We start from the raw sequence: 21986 nt of genomic DNA on the forward strand, positions 1-21986 counted from the left end.
TACGCGGGCTTGCCGGCCGACGAGATGGCTGGGCGGATCATCACGCCGTACGAGTGCTTGCTGACGAAGTCGGTCAACAATATCGAGCACGTCGAAAGCGAGTCGATGCAAGGCCTCGGCATCGTCCGGATACACCTGCAACCCGGAGCCGATGTACGTACCGCCATGGCGCAGCTGACCTCGGTGGCGCAGACGGTCATCAAGCAGATGCCACCGGGAACGGCGGCGCCGCTCATCCTCAACCACGATGTCTCGACGGTACCGATCATCCAACTGGCGGTTTCGGGCGAGGGTATGTCCGAGCAGCAGCTGTTCGACCTTGCGCAGGTGCAGGTACAGCCGCAGCTGGTGACCGTCCCCGGTGCCTCGGTACCGTTTCCTTCGGGCGGACGGCAACGCCAGTATCAGGTCGATCTCGATCCGACGGCCCTCGCTGCCCATGGTCTTTCGGCGACGGACGTGGCCGCCGCCATCGCCGTGCAGAACCAGAACAACCCTTCGGGCTTCGTCAAGATCGGGGCCTTCCAGTACGCGGTGCGGCTCAACAGCGCGCCGTCGACCGTCGTCGACCTCAATGCGCTTCCGGTGAAGGTCGTCGACGGTTCGACCATCTACATGCGCGATGTCGCCCATGTCCGCGATGGTTCGGCACCACAGACCAACGTGGTGCATGTCGATGGCAAGCGGTCCGTGTCGATCACCGTACTTAAGAACGGTGCCAACTCGACGCTTTCGATCATCCAGGGCGTCAAGGACGCGTTGCCGCGCGTGCTCGCTGGATTGCCTGCTGCGCTGAAGCTCACGCCAGTTGGCGACCAGTCCCTGTTCGTCCGCGCGGCGGTCGACGGCGTCGTCCGGGAAGGTGTGCTTGCCGCGGCGTTGACCAGCCTGATGATCCTGCTCTTCCTGGGCTCCTGGCGATCTACCCTCATCATCTGCCTGTCGATCCCCCTGGCGGTGATGTCGGCGGTCGCGCTCCTTTACCTCACCGGACAGACGCTCAACGTCATGACCTTGGGCGGCCTCGCCCTGGCCGTGGGTATCCTGGTGGACGAAGGCACCGTCACGATCGAGAACATCAACTGGCACCTGGAGCAGGGCAAGCCGACGATCGACGCGATCCTGGATGGTGCCGCGCAGATCGTCCAGCCGGCCTTCGTGTCGATGCTCTGCATCTGCATCGTATTCGTTCCGATGTTCTTCCTGCCGGGCGTGGCAGGTTTCCTGTTCGTGCCGATGGCGCTGGCCATCGTCTTCGCCGTGGCGTCGTCCTTCGTCCTGTCGCGTACCGTCGTCCCCATGCTTGCCCGCTTCCTGCTCAAGCCGCCGGCATCTGGCACGGGCGACGTGCATCTGGCCGGTGGGGGCGACCATGCACTCACGCGGTTTCAGCATGCCTTCGAGTATCGCTTCGAAAGACTGCGTGCATCGTACGGTGACGTGCTCGCACGGGTGCTCGAACGACCATGGCGTTTCATGGGAATCTTCATGGCGCTGGTCATCGCGTCGCTAGCGCTCACCCCGTTCGCCGGCGAAGTATTCTTCCCTGACGTGGATTCCGGGCAGCTGAAAATCCATGTCCGCACACCGGCGGGTACGCGCATCGAGGAAACGGCGCGAACCTTCGCGGCCATCGAACAGCGCATCTCAACGCTGCTGACGGACCCGATTACCTCCATCACCGACAACATCGGACTGCCGGTGAGCTCGATCAACGCTACGTACGACAACTCGGGAACGGTGGGGCCGCAGGACGGCGATATCCTGATCACCCTGGGCGACGGGCATCGCGCGACCGCCGAGCTGACGGCGCTGCTGCGTGAGGCCTTGCCGCGTGAGTTCGCGGGTGTGCAGTTCGCGTTCCTTCCTGCGGATATCACCAGCCAGATACTCAACGCTGGCGCACCTGCGCCGATCCATGTGCTGGTGCGTGGCAAGAAGCTGCCGGCCAACGAAGCGTTTGCCCGCAAGATGATGCATGCGTTGCGCGCGGTGCCTGGGCTCGTCGACCTGCGCATCCAGGAGCCTGCTGGTTATCCACAGCTCAACGTCGACGTCGATCGGTCGCGCGTGGCGCAGTACGGCATGACAGAGCAGGATGTGACAGGAAGCGTGGCGAGCCTGCTGGCAGGCACGATCCAGACGGCGCCGGTCTACCTGCTTAACCCGGACAACGGTGTGTCGTATCCGGTGGTCGCGCAGGCGACGGACTATGCGTTCCCATTGCTCGATGCGCTTGCCCAGGTACCGGTGGCTTCCGCGACCGGCGACACGGCGATACTGGGCGGCCTGGGCCGGGTGTATCGCGGTAACAGCCGTTCCGTGGTGAGCCACTACGACATCCAGCCGGCCATCAATATCTACGGAGCGGTGCAGGGACGTGACCTGGGTGCCGTCGCGCGCGATGTACAAGTCGTGATCGACGACACAGGCAAGCAGGCACCCAAGGGCAGCACGGTGTCGCTGACCGGGCAGGCGACGGTCATGAACACGGCATTCCATGGATTGGGATGGGGCGTGGTCGGAGCCATCGTCCTCATCTACCTGCTGGTGATGGTCAATTTCCAGAGTCTCATGGATCCATTGGTCATCATCGCCGGTTTGCCCGCAGCCGTGGCGGGTGTCGTGTGGACGCTGTTCCTGACAGGAACACCCTGGTCCGTCCCCGCCTTGACCGGCGTCCTCATGTGCATGGGGCTCGCGACCGCCAATTCCGTGCTGGTCATCAGCTTCGCCCGCGAACAGCTTGCGTTGCATGGTGATGCGGTGCGTGCCGCGTTGGAGGCGGGCACGGTGCGCTTCCGTCCGGTGTTGATGACAGCCCTGGCCATGATGCTCGGCATGTTGCCGATGGCCCTGGGGCTGGGCGAAGGGGCCGAGCAGAACGCGCCGCTCGGCCGGGCCGTCATCGGCGGCCTCCTTGCAGCCACGGCCGCCACCTTGCTTCTCGTTCCGGCGGTGTTTGCCGTCGTCCATCGGCGTTCCCGAGCGGATGCCGCCTCGATCCAGGACGCATCCCATGTCTGACCATCTTCCTGTCCATCGCTCGTCGCCAGAGAAGGCAACGCTACGCCGCACGTCGAGCCTTTGGCTCTGGGGCGCGGCGACGATCATGGTCGTTGCCGCGGGTTGGGGAATCCTTGCCCGACGCCATGCGGTCGAGCGTCTTGTCACCGCACGCAAGGCGGAGGTCGTCGCGAATGTCGACGTTGTCCGCCCCGTCGATGCGGGCGATGCGCCCCTGACGCTGCCAGGCCGTATCGAGGCCTGGGACACTGCGCCGATCTATCCGCGCGTCGACGGCTATATCCGGCGCTGGCTCGTCGACATCGGGGATCACGTCCGCGCCGGGCAGGTACTGGCGGAAATCGACACCCCGGAACTCGACCAGCAGATCGCCCAATCGCGCGCTGAGGCGGTCACGGCAAATGCGGACGCCAACCTGGCGCGCACCACGGCCGATCGATGGACCGCCATCCTGCGCAAGGATGCCGTGTCGCGCCAGGAAGTGGACGAGAAGGTGAGCGATGCCGTTGCCAAGCGCGCGGCGGCGGACGCGAAGTCGGCCGCGGTGCGGCGGCTTGAGGCGACGAAAGGATTCGCCTTGTTGCGTGCGCCCTTCGATGGCGCGATCACCACTCGCGCGGCCCAGACCGGTGCCTTGGTGGTGGCCGGCACGACGGCGACCACCCCCATATTCACCGTGGCCGACGACCATCGCGTGCGCATCCACGTACGGGTACCGCAAACCATGGTGGATCGCATGGGAGCCACGACGCATGCCCACCTGACGCTTCCGGAGTTTCCCGGTCGCGTCTTCGATGCCACCGTAGCAAGGCGCGCAGGGGCGGTGGACCCGGGTGCGGGCACGACCCTGATCGAGTTGCAAACGGACAACCCGGAGCACCGGATGCGGCCCGGCGGCTATGCGCAGGTGACGTTCGATGTCGCAGCGGCACCGGGAACGGTGCGCATTCCTTCGACGGCGCTGGTCCTGGGACAGGACGGCACCCGCGTGGCCGTCGTGGACAGCGATCGCCATGTGCGGTGGCGGACGGTCATGATAGGGCGAGATCTGGGCGCCATCGTGGAAGTGACCCATGGGCTGAGTGGTACCGACGAGGTGATCGACGCACCGCCGGATGTACTCGACGACGGCGATGCGGTGCGGATCGTCGACACGATTCGCTCATCCGGTCAAAGGCCGTCCCGTTCGTAGTGTCCGGTCATCCCTCTCAGAGGGATCCGGCTACCTGTCGCGTGTGTCCCGGCATCGACGATGTCGTTCCGCCGTAACAGAATCGGGCGGAGCGATCACTTGACCACCGGCCCGACCTTGCGTGGATCGTTGCATCCATAGTTGTCGCGAAGTCGCGCGATGTCGGATTCGGACACGTGGTGAGCCACGCGTTCTTCGGGCGTCATGCCCTGCCAAGCGTCGAGATCCAGGCAGTGCTTGTCCACCGCCCCGGTGAAGCTGCCGATGATGCGCACCACGCCGGCCATGCCCTGCGTACGAGGGTCCACCATGCGCAATGCGGGCGCACCTTTTTGGAGAGGGTCGCCAGGCAGGCGAACGCCCGACCCCGCGAATGCGCCGTCTTTCTTGAACAGCGCGCCGCCAGGAATGAACGTGCCGAGCTCGTCCCTCGGCACGGCGGGTGTCGGGGAGGCACGGGCCAGCGTCGGAGGCATCGGAATCTCGGCCGTGTTCCGCGATGGCACCATCGACCGGGTCGCGGCCTTGGCCGGAGGACGCCGCTCGCTTGGCGCGGGTGCCGCGCTTGCCGGAGGATCCACACGAGGTGGCACGACATCGATGAAACGCACCTCGAGCGCATTCGTCTCCGACATCCAGGACGGTTCGGTGCGAACGGGGTGCAAGCTGAGAAGGCCCAGCACCAAGGCGATATGCGCCGCGACGACGAAGCCCAGGATCGCCCCGCGAGTCGGCCATCCCGCTTTCAAGGTGTCGGTCATGGCGTCGACGTCAATCCCGCCACGAGCCATGCGGCCATGGAACCCCGCATCGCGCGCATGGCGATGAAATCGTTCCGTCGGTTTACGACGTGGCATCCCTGTCGGCATTCCCTGTTTCCATGGGTGAACTGCTCTGATTTCCCAACGCGCGACGCAGTGGCCCCTTCGTTTCGCGTCCCGCGGGTGCCGTGGTTCAGCGCTGTGAAATAGCTTTAAGGATTTAAGGCGTCAACACTTTTTTACGAATCGTCGCTTTCGTTGCAGCGCAAAACGGGTGTGCGGAGGTTCTGGTTAAAAAAACTCGGCCAAAATCCCCATGTCCCGAATATGTGTGATGCGGCGCAGGTCTTGGCTTGGCATTCCGAGGCCCTGGTATCGAATTGCGTTATTTCTCAAGTCACTAAGGATGGCGGCGCAGGACGCCATCCAGGTCATCGAGCTAACTCGACACGTTCCCGGTACTGCTCCAACCATCGCACCGATTGCACGACGCCGCCGAACGGAAAGAAGTGCAGATCGACCTGCCCATGGGCCGCAGTCAGCCCGGTCGCCAGCCGGTCGACAAAATGGTCCGGTCCCGCCGTGCCTAGCAGCTTGCCGAGCGAAACGCCGTACTTCGACAGCATGGACGCGCAGGCGCCCACGCCACACAAGGCGGCGTAGCGGATGAGCACCGCGATACCCGCGGGGCCCGGTACGCCTATGCGCACGGGATACGTGATACCGCGCTCGCGTAGCGTCTCCAGCCAGCTCAACGCGATATCCGCATCGAAGACGAACTGGGTGACGATCAGCGGAGCCATGCCGCGCATGGCGATGCTCCGGCACTTGTGTTCGAGGACATCCCACCGATCGTCCGTGCTCATCACGGGATGGTTATCCGGGTGTCCGCCCACACCGACGGTCTTGATGCCGGCACGCTCGAACATGCCCGTATCGATCAACGACGCGCTGTCGGGAAAGGGGCCCTTGGGGGTGGCAGGGTCACCCGCGATGACGAAGCAATGCTCGACGCCGACTTCGACCACGGCGCGTTGGATGAACGACTCCAGCTCATCGTGCGAGGCGATGCGGCGCGCGGCGAGGTGCGGCATCGGCGTGAAGCCGAGTGCCCGTATGGCTCGGGCAGCGGCCAGCCGTGCGTCGTCGTCCTCGCCCGGTAGATAGGGCACCGACACGATCGACCCGGGGGCAATCCGAGGCGCGGCGTCGGTCAGCGCAGGCATGGCCTTGGCGCTGACTTCCAGCGAGTAGGCCTGGGTGAGGTCGAGTGCGGCCCGGCGCTTATCGAAAGGAATCAAAGGGGCGTGCCTGCACAGTCTTTCGTATGACTGATGTTCATGGGTTGGTGAAATTTAACCATTTTATTTCATGGGATCCGGTCGCTACGATCGGTTTCCCACACCTCGTCCGCACGGTGGGAGCCGCGATGCTCCTTCGTTCCGGGCCATTGATGTTACTGGAAAAAATGACACGTCCACTTCGCGCGGTCGCCGTCTCTGGCGGCCTGCAACGCCCTTCGAGGGCTGCCACCCTGGCGACCTACCTGCTGGACCTTATCGCCAGCGAGGTCGCATGCGACCGGCACCTGGTCGAACTGGGGTGTCTTGCGCCGGACCTGGCAGGGGCGATCTGGCGAAACCAGCTCCCCGATACGGTGGAGTGTGAACTGGTGGCCGTTGAGCAAGCCGACATCCTGGTGGTGGTGACCCCCGTTTTTCGTGGCTCCTACACCGGACTGTTCAAGCACTTTTTCGACTTCATCGATCAGGACGCCCTGGTCGACAAGCCGGTTCTGCTCGCCGCGACCGGTGGCAGCGAGCGGCATGCCCTGATGATCGACCACCAGCTGAGGCCGCTCTTCAGTTTCTTCCAGGCGCGCACCTTGCCCCTGGGGATCTACGCGACCGAGAAGGACTACCTCGATCACCGCGTGCAGAACGAGGCCTTGGTCCAGAGAGCCCAGCTGGCCGTCGAGCGCGCGCTGCCGCTGCTCCATCTGTCGCGCGGCAGGGGAGTCGACGCCACCGGAGGCATGGCGGCTGCATGAACCACGTATTTGGAATGGATCACAGAATGTACGGTGCCAGGTCGCAATGAACAAAGAATTCGCATTCAGCATCAAGAGCACGTCGTTCGACGAGAACTATCGTCCGTCGGATAGCACACGCGTCACCACCAACTTTGCCAACCTGGCCCGCGGCGAGAGTCGCGAGGAGAACCTGCGCAATACGTTGAGGATGATCGACAATCGCTTCAACAACCTGGCCCATTGGGACAATCCGAACCAGGATCGCTATGCCGTCGAACTCGAGATCATCTCCGTGGAGATGGCGATCGGCGACGAAGGCCAGAGCGGCGTGTTCCCGTTGATCGAGATATTGAAGACGAAGATCGTCGACAAGCAGACCGGTCAATCCTTCGACGGCATGGTAGGAAACAACTTTTCCTCCTATATGCGCGACTACGACTTCAGTGTGGTCTTGCCCGAGTACAACCAGGATCGTTCCACGTTCGGCGCGCCCGACGACTTCGGCGATCTGCACGGCAAGCTGTTCAAGCACTTCGTCAGCTCGGATGCCTACAAGGACCACTTCCACAAGCAGCCGGTCATCTGCATCAGCGCGTCGAGCAGCAAGGTCTATCGTCGCACGGGCATAGAGCATCCCATCCTGGGGGTCGAGTATACGCAGAACGAACTGTCGTCGACCGATCAGTATTTCGGAAAGATGGGGCTGCGCGTGCGCTTCTTCATGCCGCCGAACGGCGTCGCGCCGCTGGCGTTCTATTTCCGTGGCGACCTGCTCGGCGATTACACCAATCTCGAGCTGATCAGTCTCGTCAGCACCATGGAGACGTTCCAGAAGATCTATCGCCCCGAGATCTACAACGCGAATTCCGCGGCGGGGCCTTCGTACCAGCCCAGCCTGAAGCATCAGGATTACTCGTTGACCAAGATCGTCTATGACCGCGAGGAGCGTAGCCAGCTGGCCGTTACGCAGGGCAAGTTCACGGAAGAGCACTTCATCAAGCCGTACAAGCACATCCTCGAGCGCTGGGCCGCCGAGTGCGCCCTCTGATCCACACAAGAAAAAAGACCCTCCATGAAAAAACTGCTCCCCACGTCCACCGCCGGTAGCCTGCCCAAGCCCTCGTGGCTGGCCCAGCCCGAGAAACTCTGGTCCCCCTGGAAACTGCAAGACGACGAACTCATCGAAGGCAAGCGGGATGCCCTTCGCCTGTCGCTGCATGAGCAGCAGCTGGCAGGCATCGATATCGTCAGCGACGGCGAGCAGACCCGCCAGCATTTCGTCACGACGTTTATCGAGCACCTGAGCGGCGTTGACTTTGAAAAGCGCGAGACGGTCCGCATCCGTGATCGCTACGATGCGAGCGTGCCCACCGTCGTGGGTGCCGTAAGCCGACCGAAGCCGGTTTTCGTGGACGATGCCCGGTTCCTCCGCCAGCAGACCAAGCAGCCAATCAAGTGGGCCTTGCCCGGTCCCATGACCATGATCGACACGCTCTTCGATAATCACTACAAGAGCCGCGAGAAACTGGCCTGGGAGTTCGCAAAGATCCTCAACCAGGAAGCCCGGGAACTAGAGGCGGCCGGCGTCGACATCATTCAGTTCGACGAACCCGCGTTCAATGTCTTCTTCGATGAGGTCAACGACTGGGGCGTCGCCGCCTTGGAGCGGGCCATCGAAGGGCTCAAGTGCGAAACGGCCGTGCATATCTGCTACGGCTACGGCATCAAGGCGAATACGGATTGGAAGAAGACGCTCGGATCCGAGTGGCGCCAGTACGAAGAATCCTTCCCCAAGCTGCAGAAGTCGAACCTCGACATCATTTCGCTGGAATGCCACAACTCGCACGTCCCGATCGACCTGATCGAGCTCGTTCGCGGAAAGAAGGTGATGGTGGGTGCGATCGACGTGGCAAGCGACACGATCGAAACGCCCGAGGACGTCGCCAACACCCTGCGCAAGGCCCTGCGCTTCGTCGATGCCGACAAGCTCTATCCGTCCACCAATTGCGGCATGGCACCGTTGGCCCGTCACGTCGCCCGGGGCAAGCTCCATGCCCTCAGCGCAGGCGCGGACATCATCCGCGGAGAGCTCTCCGCCTGAGGGCGGATGGCAGGTGTCCCGCCGGCGGATCGGTGCGTAGGGTGAAACGGCTAGCCATGAAGTAAAGTGCTGGTTCTTCGCCCACCCATCAAAATCGATCATGCTAGAGCGCGGACACCTGACCATCCTTCGAGCTGTCGAACAGCAGGGCTCCCTGACCAAGGCGGCTGAGTTCCTGTGCCTGACCCAGTCGGCGCTCAGCCACACCATGCGCAAGCTCGAGCGTGAGCTGGGCACCGAGCTGTGGCTGAGACAGGGCCGATCGATGCGCCTGACGCAGGCCGGCGAGTACCTGCTCGCGGCCGCCAACCGTCTGCTCCCGCAGTTCGAGTTGGCGGAAACGCGCCTGCGCCAGTTCGCCCAGGGGGAGCGCGGCACGCTCCGCATCGGCATGGAGTGCCACCCCTGCTATCAGTGGCTGCTGAAGATCGTCTCGCCGTACCTGAAGTCCTGGCCGGAGGTCGATGTCGACGTGAAGCAGAGGTTCCAGTTCGGCGGCATCGGCGCGCTGTTCGGTCACGAGATCGATCTGCTCGTTACGCCGGACCCCTTGTACAAGACGGGCCTCCACTACGAGCCGGTCTTCGATTACGAGCAGGTGCTGGTGGTCAACAACGAGCATGCGCTAGCTGGCCAAGCCTGGCTCCGGCCCGAGCAATTGTCCAATGAGGTGCTCATCACCTATCCGGTCACGATCGACCGTCTGGACGTCTACAGCCAGTTCCTGCAACCGGCCGGCATCAGCCCGCGGAAACAAAAAGCCATCGAGACCACGGACATCATGATGCAGATGGTGGCCAGCGGCCGTGGCGTGGCGGCACTGCCTCGTTGGCTGGCTGAGGAATACGCGGCGAAGATGCCGTTGGTGGCGTTGCGCCTGGGCAAACATGGCATTGCCAAGCAGATCCACCTGGGGGTTCGTGAGAACGAGCTGGGTATCGATTACGTCACCGCCTTCTTTGAACTGGCCCGTGCGCACGGGAAGGCGATGGCCCCGTAGGCCAAGCATCTCCGACACGTCCCCGTGGCAAGAAATTGCGAAGCCAAACTTGCAAGTTTAACTTGCAAGTTTGGCTTCCGAGGCCTACCGTGAGGGCATGACCCCGCCCAAACCCAACGAACTCGAAACCGTCGCCACCGACCTGCTCGCGGCGTGCGGCCAACTGGTGGCGCGCTTGCGCGCCGAGTCCAACAGGCTTGAACTGACCTGGTCGCAGTCGGTCATCCTGGCGCGCCTGGACGCGATGGGGCCGACCTCCACGGCCGATCTCGCCCGGGCTGAGGCGGTGAAGCCGCAGTCGATGGGCGCGTCGCTTGCGGTGCTCGAAGGCGAGGGGCTGGTGGAGCGTTCGCCTCATCCCAGCGACGGACGGCAGTTCCTTTTCTCGCTGACCGACGCGGGGCGCGGCGTGCGCGAGCGCACGCGGAAGATCAAGCTCGCCTGGTTATCGCAGACGCTGGGCAGCCTGGACGAGACCGAGCGCGAGGATCTGGCGCGCGCGGCCAGCGTTATCGCTCGCCTCGCCAACACGCCGAGCCCCTGATGGCACACGCCGACGGCAGCGCCGCGGCGGCCAGGGACACGCCCTTTGGTCCGCGATTCGTGGCCCCGCTCGCGCTGGGCTCGTCCCTCAACCCCGTGAATTCCACGATGATCGCCACCGCGCTGGTGCCGATCTCGCAGGACTTCCACGCGTCCGTGGCGCAGACGGGCTGGCTCATCGCCGGCCTGTACCTCACCAGCGCGGTAGCGCAGCCGACGATGGGGCGCCTCGCCGACCTGCTCGGCGCGCGTCGTGTCTACATCGCATCGCTGTTGCTGGTGGCCCTGGCGGGTATCGCGGGACGTTGGGCGCCGTCGCTCGGTTGGCTCGTGGCGGTGCGCGTCATGCTCGGCATCGGTACGTCGGGTGCCTATCCATCGGCGATGCGCCTGTTTCGCGAGCGCGCGGATCGTACGGGCAGCGCGCCCCCGCGCATCGCGATGGGCGTGCTGTCCTTCACCGGTATCGCCACCTCGGCGGTGGGGCCGGTGCTCGGTGGCGTGCTTACCGGGGCGTTCGGTTGGCATGCGATCTTCACCGTCAACATTCCCCTGGCATTGTTCACGCTGGCGATGGTGCTGCTCTGGGTGCCTGTCGATCCGCCGCGTGCGACGCCGCGAGGATCGCTGCTGCGTGAGCTGGATACCGCCGGGATCGGCCTGTTTTCCGGCATGTTGCTCGCGCTGATGGTGTTCCTGATGGACCTGGAGCATCCGCGCTGGTCGATGCTGCCGATCGCCGCCGTGTTGTGCGGCGTGCTGGTGTGGCATTCGCTGCGTCGGCGCGATCCGTTCCTCGACCTGCGCATGCTTGCGCGCCATGTGCCGCTGATCGTGACCTACCTGCGTGCGATGGCCGTGTTCACCACGGTGTACTGCGTTTTCTATGGGTTCGCGCAGTGGCTGGAAAGCGCGGCCGGTTACTCCGCCGCAACGGCGGGCCTTGCGACGTTACCGCTGTCGCTCGTCGGTGCCGTGGGGTCCATCCTCGGTGCGCGGACGAACGGCTTGCGCGGGCCGTTCCTGCTCGCCTTCGTCGCGTCGATGCTTGGTTGCGTGTCGCTGTTGTGCCTGGACTCGTCGTCGCCGCTCTGGCTGATTGCCGCTGCGGTTGCGTTCTTCGGTATTCCACAGGGACTCGCCTCCACGTCGACGCAGGCGGCCGTCTATCTCCAGTCGCCGCCCGACCAGCTCGGCATGGCCTCTGGCCTGCAACGCACGGCGTCGTATATCGGCGCGATCCTCGCGACGAGCGTACTTGGCGTCGCCTACGGCCATCACGCGACCGACCACGGCATGCACACGCTCGCGCTCGTGATGGGCGGCATCAGCGCCGTGCTTCTCGTCGGCACCTTGTTCGACCGTACGCTGCCGCGGGCGGTCACGTCGTCATCCTCCCCACCCTCCGAAGGCCCTCCCCATGCCGCTTAGTCAACTCGACGCCAACGCCGCCCTGATCGTCATCGATCTGCAGAAGGGCATCGTCGGCCTGCCCACCTTCTCGCCGACCGCGCCCGTCGTGGCGCGTTCCGCCGCGCTCGCGAAGGCTTTCCGTGCCAGCGGTCGTCCCGTCGTGCTGGTGAACGTCGTCGCCGGCGCGCCCGGTCGCACCGATGCCGAGCACCGCGCGTTCCCGGAAGATCCCGCCTTCGTGGAACTGGTGCCCGAACTCGAACAGGCATCGACCGACCATCTCGTCAGCAAGCACCGTTGGGGCGCGTTCCAGACCACGGACCTCGACAGCTGGCTGCGCGGCAAAGGCGTGGAACAACTGGTGATCGTCGGTATCGCCACCAGCGTCGGCGTGGAGTCGACCGCCCGCTACGCCCATGAGCTGGGGTATCACGTGGTGCTCGTGCCCGACGCCATGACCGACCTCAACGCCGACGCGCACCACAACAGCGTCACGCGTATCTTCCCGCGCATCGCCGAAACCACCGATACGCAGACGCTACTCGCCAAGCTCGGCTGATCGCTTCGTCCCGGCGGGCGCCTAGTGGTGCTCGCCGGGATGATCGTCACCCAGCGCCATGCCGGCGCCGAGGCCCATGCCCGCGCCGGCCATGCCGCCGCCACCGCCGCCACCCTTGCCGCCACGGCCTCCGTCGTCGCGACCGCCGCTGCTCTTCCCTCCACCGGACACCGTACGCGAGGGCCCCTGGTTGGGAATGACCACGCTGAGGGGAATCGGCTCGAGGTCGAGCACCTTGCGGATGAACCCGCGCAGCGACACCACCAGCTCATGCGTATGCACGGGCCGGCCAGCCACCAGTTCTTCCGCCGCGTTCGCCGCGAGGGCCACCTGTTCCTCGGTGCCGAGCAGGATGATGTCCGAGAGCGCGGCTTCCACGGCATCGCGCACACGGCGCGACCGCTCCGCGCTGGGTAGCACGTCCGTCGCCGCGTCGCCTTCGAGCCGGCGCAGGTCGCGAAGATGGCGTGGGTCCACGGTGAGTTCGCCGGTGAACGAACCGCCCAGTGTCTTGTAGGCGGCGATGAGGCTGCGCAACCGCTCGTTGATCTGCCGGTTTTCCCGTTCGCGTCGCTGTTGCACCAGTTGCATGGTCAGCAGCCGGATGCCCACGCCGATGAGCGTGATGATCGCCAGGCCGAACAAGGTGGACAGCAGGGCCTGCCAGGAACTGAAGTCGAGGTTTCGCATGGCGCCATCCTCGCGACGATGTCGGGGAGATGGCGTGATGATCACATGGCCGGTGCCGCCAGGCGTTCGAGGATCAGCGTGGACAAACGCTCCACGGCCGGCGTCGCCGCCGCGTTGGCGTGATACACGCCCAGGCCGAGGACGGGCAGGGCGGGTAGGCCGGCCTCGTTCGGTTCCAGGGCACGCACGCTGGCAGGCAGACCCAGCGGCGTACGAATGCTCACGCCCAGCCCGGCACGCACGGCCGCCCAGATGCCGGCGAGGCTGGCGCTGGTGAAGGCGATGCGCCAGGGGATGCCTGCGCGGTCGAGGGCCTCGATCGCGGCGGTGCGCATCATGCACGGCGCATCCAGCACGATCAGGGGCAGGGGATCGCTGGTGTCGAACGTGATGTCGGGATGACCGGTGCTCGCGCCGATCCAGCGCATGGGCACGGCATCGATACGACCGAAGGGCAGGCGACGGGCTTCGGTCGTCCAGGCGAGGGCCAGGTCCAGTTCGCCGCCGCCCACACCGTCCATCAACGCCGTGTTGCGCGCGATCCGCACCTCGATGCGCAGCTTCGGATGCGCGCGGGCGAAGTGCCCCAGCACATCGGGCAGCAGCCATTCGCCGAAGTCTTCCTGCAAGCCCAGGCGCACGCGGCCTTCGAGGGGCTGGCCCTGGATGGCGGCGGCCGCCTCGTCATTGAGTTCGAGCAGTCGTCGCGCGTAACCGAGCAGGGTCTCGCCCGCCTCGGTAAGGGCCATGCCGCGACCGTTCCGCCGCAGCACCGGTGTGCCGGCCTGTTCCTCCAGTTTCTTCAGCTGCGCGCTCACCGCCGACGTGGAGCGCCCCAGGCGATCGGCGGCCCGGGCGAAGCTGCCCAGGTCGATGCCCACGACGAAGCTGCGCAGCACGTCGAGATCGAAGTTCACCCGCCGCATGGTGATGATCCTGTTTTTTGGGATGAATAATTCTAAATTTTCTGATTTTCGGGATGAACTGTCCTCGCTAACGTAGGCAGCGTCAAGTCTCGTTCCTTCCGGAGGACCTCCCCATGCAGACGTCGCCCGACCAGCCCACCCGCGCCAGGGAAGACTGACCGATGCTCGCCATGCAGTATCGATTCGTCCTGCCTGCCGACTACGACATGGCGATCATCCGCCGGCGCATCGCCGAACGGGGCCGCCGCACTGACGGGCTGCGTGGGCTGCGCTTCAAGGCCTACCTGAACGCGGATCGCGGCATGGTCGACCTGCCAACACGCGAGAACCTCTATGCGCCGTTCTATCTCTGGGACGACAACGAAGGCATGAACGCCTTCCTGTGCGGCGATGGCTTCGCTGGCGTGTCGGATGCGTTCGGACGTCCATCCGTCGCGAGCTGGTCGGTATGGGGTGCGGAGCTTTCCCCGATGCTGGCGTCCGCCCGCTTCGCGACGAGCGTGCACGAAACGATACCGCCCCACGCCGTGCTCGCCGAATGGCGACATCGCGAGATCGAGCGCAACGCCCGCGCCCGTGCCGACGGCGCGCTTGCGGCGGTCAGCGCGTTCGAGCCGACCACATGGAGCCTCGTGCGCTTCCGTCTATGGCCAGAACCTCGCCCCGATCACGCCCGCGATGGCGCGCAGATTTACGCGGTCGGACACGTCTCGACGGGTCCCGCCCCCACTACCGACTGACCAGGAGAATCCCATGCCCCTCGTTCGCATCGCCTTGCGCCGCGGCAAGCCATCCAGCTACCTCGCCGCGCTACGCAACGGCATCTACACCGCCATGCGCGAAGTCTTCGACGTGCCCGAGAACGACCGCTTCATCCTCGTCAGCCAGCACGACGCGGACGAATTCGACTACGACCCGGGATACCTGGGCATCTCGCGCAGCGACGACCTGGTGATCGTGCAGATCTTCTGCAACGACTCGCGCACGGTCGACACGAAGAAGGCGCTCTACCGACGTATCGTGGAGCACCTTGAGGAATCGCCGGGCATCCGCCCCGAGGATGTCTTCATCAACCTCAGCGAAACCAACAAGGTGAACTGGTCGTTCGGCAACGGCATCGCGCAGTACGCGCTCTGATCGACCTGCGGCCTTGGCGTCCCCCTTCGCGATGGACGGGGACGCCATTGGACGCCACCCGACCCGGCTGCTACTCTCCGGGTCACCGTCATCCAGCGTGCCGTCGCGGCCGCCATGACCTAACACACAGACCGACCCGATGACCCGCAACACTTCGCTCTGCATTGCCAAGTGGTGGCGCTTCCCCTAGGAAGCGGCACGTCGTCGCGGTTCGTCCGCTACCTTGCCGCCGTATCGGTGGACAAGGTCATTCGTAGCAAACCCTCCCCCGACACGGCGGCTCCCATACCGAGGAGAACGCCCTTGTCCCCCCATGAAATGTCCAGGCCGTCCCCGCTCCCCGAGCCCGGGTCTGGCCGGCCCATGCCTGTGTCCGCCATCATTCCCGCCGCTGGCATGCCGCGCGCCCGCGCATCGGCGAGTGCGCGCAAAAGCCGTTTCCGGCGCGAAATGTCATTGAAAATCAGCCTATTGGGTGCCCTGTGCTCTTGATGATCGATAACTACGACAGCTTCACCTTCAACCTCGTCCAGTACCTGGGCGAGCTGGGACAGGAGGTGAAGGTGGTGCGCAACGATGCGCTCACGGTGGCGGACATCCGGGCCATGGCGCCGTCGCGGATCATGATCTCGCCGGGACCGGGCACGCCCGACGATTCCGGCGTGTCCATCGATATCCTGCGCGAGATGGCCGGCGAGCTGCCGATCTTCGGCGTGTGCCTCGGCCACCAGGCCATCGGCCAGGTGTTCGGCGGCAAGGTCATCCGGGCGCGCGAGATCATGCACGGCAAGACCTCGCCGGTGCGGCATAAGGGCCTGGGCGTCTTCGCTGGCCTGCCGAATCCGTTCGAGGCCACCCGTTACCACTCGCTGGTGGTCGAGAAAGACTCCGTGCCCGACTGCCTCGAAGTCACCGCCTGGACCGAACGCGAGGATGGGTCCATCGACGAGATCATGGGGCTGCGCCATCGCACGCTGAATATCGAAGGCGTGCAGTTCCATCCCGAATCGATCCTCACGCAGCACGGCCATGACCTGCTGCGCAATTTCCTCGGCATGCCGTTGCCGCTTGCCGCGTAAAGCCCAGGGATATTCGTTCCATGCCGATTACCGCTTCCGAAGCGCTACAGCGCACCATCGAACATCGCGAGATCTTCCATGACGAGATGATCGAGCTGATGCACCAGATCATGCGCGGCGATGTCAGCCCGCTCATGACCGCGGCCATCCTCACCGGCCTTCGCGTGAAGAAGGAAACCGTAGGTGAGATCACCGGCGCCGCGCGCGTGATGCGCGAGCTGTCGACCAAGGTGGATGCCGGTGCGCATCCGCATTTCATCGATATCGTCGGCACCGGCGGGGACGGTGCCTCCACCTTCAATATTTCCACGGCGTCGATGTTCGTCGCCGCGGCGGCTGGCGCTCGGGTGGCCAAGCATGGCGGCCGCAGCGTCTCGTCCAAGTCCGGCAGCGCCGACGTGCTGGAAGCCCTGGGCGCCCGTATCGACCTGCTTCCTGCGCAGGTGGCCGTTTGCATGGACGAGACCGACATCGGCTTCATGTTCGCGCCGAACCACCATCCGGCCATGAAGGTCGTGTCGCCCGTGCGTCGCGAAATGGGCGTGCGCACCATCTTCAACATCCTGGGTCCGCTGACCAATCCGGCTGGTGCGCAGAACATCCTCATGGGCGTGTTCCATCCCGACCTGGTGGGCATCCAGGTGAGGGTGTTGCAAGCGCTGGGCGCGAAGCATGCCCTCGTCGTGTGGGGCCGCGACGGCATGGATGAGATTTCCCTCGGCGCCGCCACCCTCGTTGGAGAGTTGCGGGACGGCAAGGTCACCGAGTATGAAATCGAGCCCGAGGACTTCGGACTCGCGATGGCCTCCAGCCGCAACCTGCGCGTGGAGGACTCGGCCGAGTCCCGGGCGATGCTCCTGGACGCCATTTCCGGCGTGCCGGGGGTGCCACACGACATCGTCTGCCTCAACGCGGGCGCGGCCCTGTACACGGCCGATGTGGTCCCGTCCATCCAGGCCGGCATCGATCTGGCGCGCGAGACCATCGCAAGCGGTGCGGCTCGTGCAAAAATGACCTCGTTCGTGGCCGCCACCCAGCGGCTCGGCGCCTGATATCGCCGACGCGTCCCCGCGCGTCGGCCTTACCACTAGGAAGCGCATCGATGCCTGACATTCTCCACCGCATTCTCGACCGCAAGCTGGAAGAGATCGCCGAACGCAGTCGCAAGCGCTCGCTCGACGATCTCGTCGCGCGCGTGGCCGACCTGGACGACACCCGCGGATTTGTCGCCGCCATCGACGCGAAGCTGCACGACCACCAGCCGGCGGTCATCGCGGAGATCAAGAAGGCCAGCCCGAGCAAGGGTCTCATCCGTCCGGACTTCGATCCGGCGGCCATCGCCCGCAGCTACGAAGCCGGCGGTGCCGCCTGCCTGTCCGTGCTGACGGACGCCGATTTCTTCCAGGGTCACGAAGACTTCGTCGGCCAGGCCCGTGCGGCCTGCCAGTTGCCGATCCTGCGCAAGGATTTCATCGTCGACGAATACCAGGTGTACGAGGCGCGCGTGATCGGCGCCGACTGCATCCTGCTGATCGTCTCGGCCTTCGCGCAGAAGGAGGCCGACGGCGACCGCATCTACGACGAGAGCCGCCTCACCGAGCTGTCGCTGCTGGCCGCCGAGCTGGATCTCGACGTCCTGGTCGAAGTGCATAACGAGGAAGAACTCGAGATCGCCCTCGGCATGCCCGCGCCGCTGATCGGCGTGAACAACCGCAACCTGCGCACCTTCGAGACCTCGCTGGGCACGTCGCTGCGCCTCAAGGACCGCGTGGGCGAGGAAACCGCCATCGTGGCGGAGTCCGGCATCCACACGCCGGAAGACGTCCGCATCCTGCGGGAAAAGGGTATCCACACCTTCCTGGTCGGCGAGGCGTTCATGCGCGCTCCCGATCCGGGCGAGGAACTGAAAAAGCTCTTCTTCGGGGCGCACCCGCACTCGCACCGGCACTGACGAAACGATGACACAGGGGATCGAGACGGTGGAGGCGCAAGCCTCCGCCGCCGACGCGCAACGCGTCGTTCTGTTCGACTTCGATGGCGTGATCGTGCGCCACCAGACCCTCGAACTGTTCTACCGCGACCGCCTCAAGGGTCTCGGGCGCTGGCGCTTGCTGCTCGCGTTGCCGGTGGTGCCATTCGTGCCCTTTCTTATCCCGACGGTGGCGGGCAATCGCTTCCTGGGGCGCCTGTTCCTGCGCGTGGTCACCTTCGGTCGCTCCGAGGCCAGCTATCGCCGACAGGTCACCGCCTTTGCTCGCGCCTACGCGCGTAAGCCCGGGGTGTTCGTGCGCGATGCCGTGGCCGGCCTGCGCCGCCACGTCGATGCGGGCGACCGCGTGGTCATCGTTACTGGCAACGATCGGACCCTGGTCGAGGCGATCCTCGACGAGGTGAACCTGGGAGGCTGCGAACTCCTGGCCTCGCAGACCCGGGGCGGGCTGTTCGGCGTTCACTTCACGCGGCACAACGTGGAAGGCGTGAAAGTCACCTCGCTTCGCCGGGAAGGCATCCCGCAGCCCTGGGCTATTGCCTATGCGGATTCGCTGTCCGACCTGCCCATGCTGAAGGCCGCCCAGTCGGCCCGCTTGGTCAACGCCAACGCGAAGACGATCAAGAAGGCCGGCAAGGCCCTCGGTCCCAAGATGCAGGTGATGGACTGGTTCTGATCCTCAGCCCAGGAAGTGGCGGCCGAGCTGGAAAAGGCTGATGCCCACGATGAGGCAACCCACGGCCACCATCACGTAGCGTGGTGGCAAATGTTTCACCAGCCACGCGGCAACGGGCGCCGCGATCACGCCGCCGGTGAGCAGGCCGAGCACGATCGGCCAGTGCTGCACGCCCATGTGGGCGATGAGGGTGGTGGAGATGGCGATGGTCACCACGAACTCCGCCGCGTTGACGGTGCCGATGGTCTGTCGCACGGCGCCACCGCGGGCGAGCAGGGTGGACGTGGCGATCGGCCCCCAGCCACCGCCGCCGATGGCGTCGAGCAGACCCGCGAAAAAGCCGAGCACGCCCTTGTGCCGTACCCGGTGGTGCGACACCACGCGCCCGGCGGCCCGCACCAGCACCACGGTGCCCAGGATCAGCAGGTACACATAGACGAAGGGCTTGATCGCCTCGCCGGGCATGCTGGCCAGGAACCACGCGCCGATGATGCCGCCGATCACCCCGGGAATCGCCAGGCGGCGAAAGGCCTTCCAGTCCACGTTGCCAAAGAAGGCATGGGCGCCACCCGACACACCGGTGGTGAACACCTCGGCCGTATGCACCGTGGCGCTCGCCACGGCCGGTGGCAGGCCGAGCGCCAGCAGCACCGAGTTCGATACCAGTCCGTAGGCCATGCCGAGGGCCCCGTCCACCAGTTGGGCGAGCAGGCCGACGCCGGCGAACAGGAGGAACTGGCTCCAGTCCATGCAACTTCCTGAATGAAATCCGCTTCCACCATAGCCCAACCCTCTGCCCGGACGGGATGAAGAGGCGGCAAAATCGCTTGCGTGCGGCATCGCGCCGCCGTAGGCTGCGGCTTATTCGGGAATACGTTAGGACTTACGCATGTATCTGTCGTCCCTTCGCGAGCTGGCCCTGGGGAGTCGCCTCAAGGCGCTGAGCGACCACTTCTACCAAGTGGTGGACGACGTCTATCGGACCTGCGGCGCAGGGATCGAATCGCGCTGGTTTCCGGTGCTGCGCTTCCTTCGCGATGTCGGCCCTACCACCGTCACCGACGTGGCCCTGGCCATCGGGCAGACCCATTCGGCGGTGAGCCAACTGGCCGACCGGCTGGTCGAGGCCGGCATGGTGATCCGCCAGCGCGACCCGCAGGATGGCCGACGCAGCGTACTGGTGCTGACCGAGGCGGGCGATCGCGCGCTCGGTGCGCTGGGGCCGGTATGGCTGGCGATCCGGCGGGGCATCGCCGATTCGCTCGGGCCGCGTGGCGCGGCCTTGCTGGAGGCGATCGACGGTTGCGAGGAAGGCCTCGCGGAGCGCCCTCTCGTGGACGCGATCCTTGGTCAGCACGCGATGCTGGCCGCCACGGAGGTCACGGTGGTGCCGTTCGACGCGGCGCATCGCGACCACTTCCGCCGCCTCAACCAGCAATGGCTGGAGCGCTACTTCCGGGTGGAGGACGTGGACCGCGCCGTGCTGGCCGATCCGGAAGGCCTGATCGTCGCGACGGGCGGCATGGTGTTCTTCGCCCTCTACGCGGGGGAAGTCATCGGCACCTGCGCACTGCTGCACGAAGGCGACGGCGTCTACGAGCTGACCAAGATGGGCGTGGACGAGAACTACCGGGGCCTGGGTGCCGGTCGGAAGCTGCTGGATGCCGCCATCGCCCAATACCGCCGCCTGGGCGGCACGCGGCTGTTCCTGGAATCGAACAGCCGGCTGGGGCGGGCGCTGGGCATGTACGAGCGGGCCGGCTTCGTGATGCAGCCGGCGACTCGGCCCGGTTCGCATTACGAGCGGGCCGACGTCTACATGGTGTTCGAAGGCGCCTGACGGCGGCTTAGCGGGTGCCGCGCACCACGATGGTCTTGCCGGAAACGTCGATCATCCGCTCTTCCTCGAGCTGCTTCAGCACGCGGCCGACCATCTCGCGCGAGCAGCCCACGATGCGGCTGACTTCCTGGCGGGAGATGCGGATCTGGGTGCCGTCGGGATGGGTCATCGCGTCCGGCTCCTGGCACAGGTCGAGCAGGGTGCGGGAGACGCGGTTGGTGACGTCCATGAACGCCATGCGGCTGACCTGGCGCGAGGTGCGCAGCAGTCGCTGGGTCAGCTGCGAGCCGATGGCGAACAGCAGCTTGGGGCACTCGGCGGCGAGCGGGCCTTCCAGCAGCTGGAACAGGCGCTCGTAGCTGATCTCGGCCATTTCGCAGGCGGTGCGGGTACGCACCAGCGATTCGCGCTGGGCCTGCTCGACGAACAGGCCCATCTCGCCGATGAACTGGCCACGATTGATATAGGCGAGGATCAGCTCACGGCCTTCCTCGTCCTCGGTGCAGACGGCCAGGGAGCCGTCGACCACGTAATAGAGGGTGTTGGCGGGGTCGCCGGGGCGGATGATGGCGGTTTTGCCCGGGTAACGGCGCCGGTGGCACGCGTCCAGGAACCGGCTCATGGATGCAGGGTCGGGGGCGAAGCTCGTGGGAGCCTGGGACCGTTCGAACGCCTGTTGCAACAAATATTTGAGTTGAGCCACAGCAGATTCCATTGAGCCTCTATGGCATGGCGCCCCTTTTTCGGGTCGGTCGGCCGACGGAAAACCGTCAGGCGACGCCGACTCGCCATGTCCCCGGGGGATTATGGCAGACAACCGCCATACGGAATCCACCATTTAGGGCGATGCGGGGCGGATGGGGCCGGGCGTGTTCAAATCCTCGCCATCTTGCCCCATAATTTCACCCCCTCGGTGTCTGGGCCCTTGTCTCACACCGTTCACAAAGTGCGGGCAGACTGCCCGTCTGCACGTCACTTATCTTCACCTGCGGGGATCCTTGCTGCTAACCCGTGTCTACT

General features: G+C 65.2%; 22 protein-coding genes. 16 read left to right on the forward strand and 6 right to left on the reverse strand.

What is annotated here, in order from left to right; all coding sequences use genetic code 11:
• Positions 1–9 precede the first annotated feature (9 nt).
• Together GAK28_RS06025 and GAK28_RS06030 are read left to right on the forward strand one after the other, a co-directional pair.
• On the forward strand, positions 10–3027 hold the full coding sequence (locus GAK28_RS06025) for an efflux RND transporter permease subunit (protein WP_343161843.1): 3018 nt from the start codon (positions 10–12) through the stop codon (positions 3025–3027).
• Positions 3020–4219, forward strand: coding sequence for an efflux RND transporter periplasmic adaptor subunit (locus tag GAK28_RS06030; RefSeq protein ID WP_291776179.1), 1200 nt, complete (start codon positions 3020–3022; stop codon positions 4217–4219). Before GAK28_RS06025 ends, GAK28_RS06030 begins: the two co-directional genes overlap by 8 nt.
• Positions 4220–4314: 95 nt before the next feature.
• On the opposite strand, the gene GAK28_RS06035 is transcribed toward GAK28_RS06030, so the two are convergent.
• Both GAK28_RS06035 and GAK28_RS06040 read right to left on the reverse strand, forming a co-directional pair.
• Complete coding sequence (locus GAK28_RS06035; protein WP_291776181.1) at positions 4315–4980, reverse strand: hypothetical protein; 666 nt, start codon at positions 4978–4980, stop codon at positions 4315–4317.
• 431 nt (positions 4981–5411) lie between these two features.
• Positions 5412–6281, reverse strand: coding sequence for a methylenetetrahydrofolate reductase (locus GAK28_RS06040; protein ID WP_291776183.1), 870 nt, complete (start codon positions 6279–6281; stop codon positions 5412–5414).
• 167 nt (positions 6282–6448) lie between these two features.
• Between GAK28_RS06040 and msuE the strand changes: the two genes are divergently transcribed.
• The 7 genes from msuE (at position 6449) to GAK28_RS06075 (ending at position 12628) form a co-directional block, all read left to right on the forward strand.
• On the forward strand, positions 6449–7030 hold the full coding sequence (msuE, locus tag GAK28_RS06045; protein ID WP_291776184.1) for an FMN reductase: 582 nt from the start codon (positions 6449–6451) through the stop codon (positions 7028–7030).
• Between the two features lie 46 nt (positions 7031–7076).
• On the forward strand, positions 7077–8060 hold the full coding sequence (locus GAK28_RS06050; protein ID WP_291776186.1) for a DUF1852 domain-containing protein: 984 nt from the start codon (positions 7077–7079) through the stop codon (positions 8058–8060).
• Between the two features lie 24 nt (positions 8061–8084).
• Positions 8085–9113: a methionine synthase gene (locus tag GAK28_RS06055; RefSeq protein ID WP_291776188.1), complete on the forward strand. Its 1029-nt coding sequence runs from the start codon at positions 8085–8087 to the stop codon at positions 9111–9113.
• A gap of 100 nt (positions 9114–9213) precedes the next feature.
• On the forward strand, positions 9214–10113 hold the full coding sequence (locus tag GAK28_RS06060; RefSeq protein WP_291776190.1) for a LysR family transcriptional regulator: 900 nt from the start codon (positions 9214–9216) through the stop codon (positions 10111–10113).
• A gap of 97 nt (positions 10114–10210) precedes the next feature.
• Positions 10211–10657, forward strand: a complete 447-nt coding sequence (locus GAK28_RS06065) for a MarR family transcriptional regulator (RefSeq protein ID WP_291776192.1) — start codon at positions 10211–10213, stop codon at positions 10655–10657.
• Positions 10657–12087: an MFS transporter gene (locus tag GAK28_RS06070; protein ID WP_291776194.1), complete on the forward strand. Its 1431-nt coding sequence runs from the start codon at positions 10657–10659 to the stop codon at positions 12085–12087. Before GAK28_RS06065 ends, GAK28_RS06070 begins: the two co-directional genes overlap by 1 nt.
• On the forward strand, positions 12077–12628 hold the full coding sequence (locus GAK28_RS06075) for an isochorismatase family protein (RefSeq protein ID WP_291776196.1): 552 nt from the start codon (positions 12077–12079) through the stop codon (positions 12626–12628). The genes GAK28_RS06070 and GAK28_RS06075 overlap by 11 nt, the downstream gene beginning before the upstream one ends.
• A 21-nt stretch (positions 12629–12649) precedes the next feature.
• Here the strand turns inward: GAK28_RS06075 and GAK28_RS06080 are convergent, their stop codons facing one another.
• Positions 12650–13318: a hypothetical protein gene (locus tag GAK28_RS06080; protein WP_291776198.1), complete on the reverse strand. Its 669-nt coding sequence runs from the start codon at positions 13316–13318 to the stop codon at positions 12650–12652.
• A 41-nt stretch (positions 13319–13359) separates the two neighbouring features.
• On the reverse strand, positions 13360–14244 hold the full coding sequence (locus GAK28_RS06085) for a LysR substrate-binding domain-containing protein (protein ID WP_291776199.1): 885 nt from the start codon (positions 14242–14244) through the stop codon (positions 13360–13362).
• A 170-nt stretch (positions 14245–14414) separates the two neighbouring features.
• Between GAK28_RS06085 and GAK28_RS06090 the strand changes: the two genes are divergently transcribed.
• The 6 genes from GAK28_RS06090 to GAK28_RS06115 all read left to right on the forward strand — a co-directional run bounded on the left by GAK28_RS06090 (position 14415) and on the right by GAK28_RS06115 (position 19126).
• Positions 14415–14984, forward strand: a complete 570-nt coding sequence (locus GAK28_RS06090; RefSeq protein WP_343161844.1) for a DUF4865 family protein — start codon at positions 14415–14417, stop codon at positions 14982–14984.
• A 13-nt stretch (positions 14985–14997) separates the two neighbouring features.
• A complete protein-coding gene (locus tag GAK28_RS06095; protein ID WP_291776203.1) occupies positions 14998–15381 on the forward strand; it encodes a tautomerase family protein in 384 nt (127 codons plus the stop codon).
• A 482-nt stretch (positions 15382–15863) separates the two neighbouring features.
• Positions 15864–16460, forward strand: a complete 597-nt coding sequence (locus GAK28_RS06100; protein WP_291776205.1) for an aminodeoxychorismate/anthranilate synthase component II — start codon at positions 15864–15866, stop codon at positions 16458–16460.
• Between the two features lie 20 nt (positions 16461–16480).
• On the forward strand, positions 16481–17512 hold the full coding sequence (gene trpD / locus GAK28_RS06105) for an anthranilate phosphoribosyltransferase (RefSeq protein WP_291776207.1): 1032 nt from the start codon (positions 16481–16483) through the stop codon (positions 17510–17512).
• Positions 17513–17562: 50 nt separating this feature from the next.
• Positions 17563–18411, forward strand: a complete 849-nt coding sequence (trpC, locus tag GAK28_RS06110; protein WP_291776209.1) for an indole-3-glycerol phosphate synthase TrpC — start codon at positions 17563–17565, stop codon at positions 18409–18411.
• Positions 18412–18418: 7 nt separating this feature from the next.
• A complete protein-coding gene (locus tag GAK28_RS06115) occupies positions 18419–19126 on the forward strand; it encodes a haloacid dehalogenase-like hydrolase (protein ID WP_291776211.1) in 708 nt (235 codons plus the stop codon).
• Between the two features lie 3 nt (positions 19127–19129).
• On the opposite strand, the gene GAK28_RS06120 is transcribed toward GAK28_RS06115, so the two are convergent.
• On the reverse strand, positions 19130–19876 hold the full coding sequence (locus GAK28_RS06120) for a sulfite exporter TauE/SafE family protein (RefSeq protein WP_291776213.1): 747 nt from the start codon (positions 19874–19876) through the stop codon (positions 19130–19132).
• A gap of 139 nt (positions 19877–20015) precedes the next feature.
• Between GAK28_RS06120 and GAK28_RS06125 the strand changes: the two genes are divergently transcribed.
• Positions 20016–20966, forward strand: a complete 951-nt coding sequence (locus GAK28_RS06125; protein WP_291776215.1) for a helix-turn-helix domain-containing GNAT family N-acetyltransferase — start codon at positions 20016–20018, stop codon at positions 20964–20966.
• Between the two features lie 7 nt (positions 20967–20973).
• Here the strand turns inward: GAK28_RS06125 and crp are convergent, their stop codons facing one another.
• Entirely contained in the window at positions 20974–21681 is a 708-nt protein-coding gene (gene crp / locus GAK28_RS06130; protein WP_291776217.1) for a cAMP-activated global transcriptional regulator CRP, read from the reverse strand.
• Positions 21682–21986 lie beyond the last annotated feature (305 nt).

Source organism: Luteibacter sp. (genome assembly GCF_009912395.1).
In the GTDB taxonomy this organism is placed as follows: Bacteria; Pseudomonadota; Gammaproteobacteria; order Xanthomonadales; family Rhodanobacteraceae; genus Luteibacter.

What these genes read in the sequence shown, in the direction of transcription:
- GAK28_RS06030 (WP_291776179.1), top strand. Translation starts at nt 3,020, where the DNA reads ATGTCTGACCATCTTCCTGTCCATCGCTCGTCGCCAGAGAAGGCAACG.
- GAK28_RS06035 (WP_291776181.1), bottom strand. Translation starts at nt 4,980, where the DNA reads ATGACCGACACCTTGAAAGCGGGATGGCCGACTCGCGGGGCGATCCTG.
- msuE (WP_291776184.1), top strand. Translation starts at nt 6,449, where the DNA reads ATGACACGTCCACTTCGCGCGGTCGCCGTCTCTGGCGGCCTGCAACGC.
- GAK28_RS06050 (WP_291776186.1), top strand. Translation starts at nt 7,077, where the DNA reads ATGAACAAAGAATTCGCATTCAGCATCAAGAGCACGTCGTTCGACGAG.
- GAK28_RS06055 (WP_291776188.1), top strand. Translation starts at nt 8,085, where the DNA reads ATGAAAAAACTGCTCCCCACGTCCACCGCCGGTAGCCTGCCCAAGCCC.
- GAK28_RS06060 (WP_291776190.1), top strand. Translation starts at nt 9,214, where the DNA reads ATGCTAGAGCGCGGACACCTGACCATCCTTCGAGCTGTCGAACAGCAG.
- GAK28_RS06065 (WP_291776192.1), top strand. Translation starts at nt 10,211, where the DNA reads ATGACCCCGCCCAAACCCAACGAACTCGAAACCGTCGCCACCGACCTG.
- GAK28_RS06070 (WP_291776194.1), top strand. Translation starts at nt 10,657, where the DNA reads ATGGCACACGCCGACGGCAGCGCCGCGGCGGCCAGGGACACGCCCTTT.
- GAK28_RS06075 (WP_291776196.1), top strand. Translation starts at nt 12,077, where the DNA reads ATGCCGCTTAGTCAACTCGACGCCAACGCCGCCCTGATCGTCATCGAT.
- GAK28_RS06080 (WP_291776198.1), bottom strand. Translation starts at nt 13,318, where the DNA reads ATGCGAAACCTCGACTTCAGTTCCTGGCAGGCCCTGCTGTCCACCTTG.
- GAK28_RS06085 (WP_291776199.1), bottom strand. Translation starts at nt 14,244, where the DNA reads ATGCGGCGGGTGAACTTCGATCTCGACGTGCTGCGCAGCTTCGTCGTG.
- GAK28_RS06090 (WP_343161844.1), top strand. Translation starts at nt 14,415, where the DNA reads ATGCAGTATCGATTCGTCCTGCCTGCCGACTACGACATGGCGATCATC.
- GAK28_RS06095 (WP_291776203.1), top strand. Translation starts at nt 14,998, where the DNA reads ATGCCCCTCGTTCGCATCGCCTTGCGCCGCGGCAAGCCATCCAGCTAC.
- trpD (WP_291776207.1), top strand. Translation starts at nt 16,481, where the DNA reads ATGCCGATTACCGCTTCCGAAGCGCTACAGCGCACCATCGAACATCGC.
- trpC (WP_291776209.1), top strand. Translation starts at nt 17,563, where the DNA reads ATGCCTGACATTCTCCACCGCATTCTCGACCGCAAGCTGGAAGAGATC.
- GAK28_RS06115 (WP_291776211.1), top strand. Translation starts at nt 18,419, where the DNA reads ATGACACAGGGGATCGAGACGGTGGAGGCGCAAGCCTCCGCCGCCGAC.
- GAK28_RS06120 (WP_291776213.1), bottom strand. Translation starts at nt 19,876, where the DNA reads ATGGACTGGAGCCAGTTCCTCCTGTTCGCCGGCGTCGGCCTGCTCGCC.
- GAK28_RS06125 (WP_291776215.1), top strand. Translation starts at nt 20,016, where the DNA reads ATGTATCTGTCGTCCCTTCGCGAGCTGGCCCTGGGGAGTCGCCTCAAG.
- crp (WP_291776217.1), bottom strand. Translation starts at nt 21,681, where the DNA reads ATGGAATCTGCTGTGGCTCAACTCAAATATTTGTTGCAACAGGCGTTC.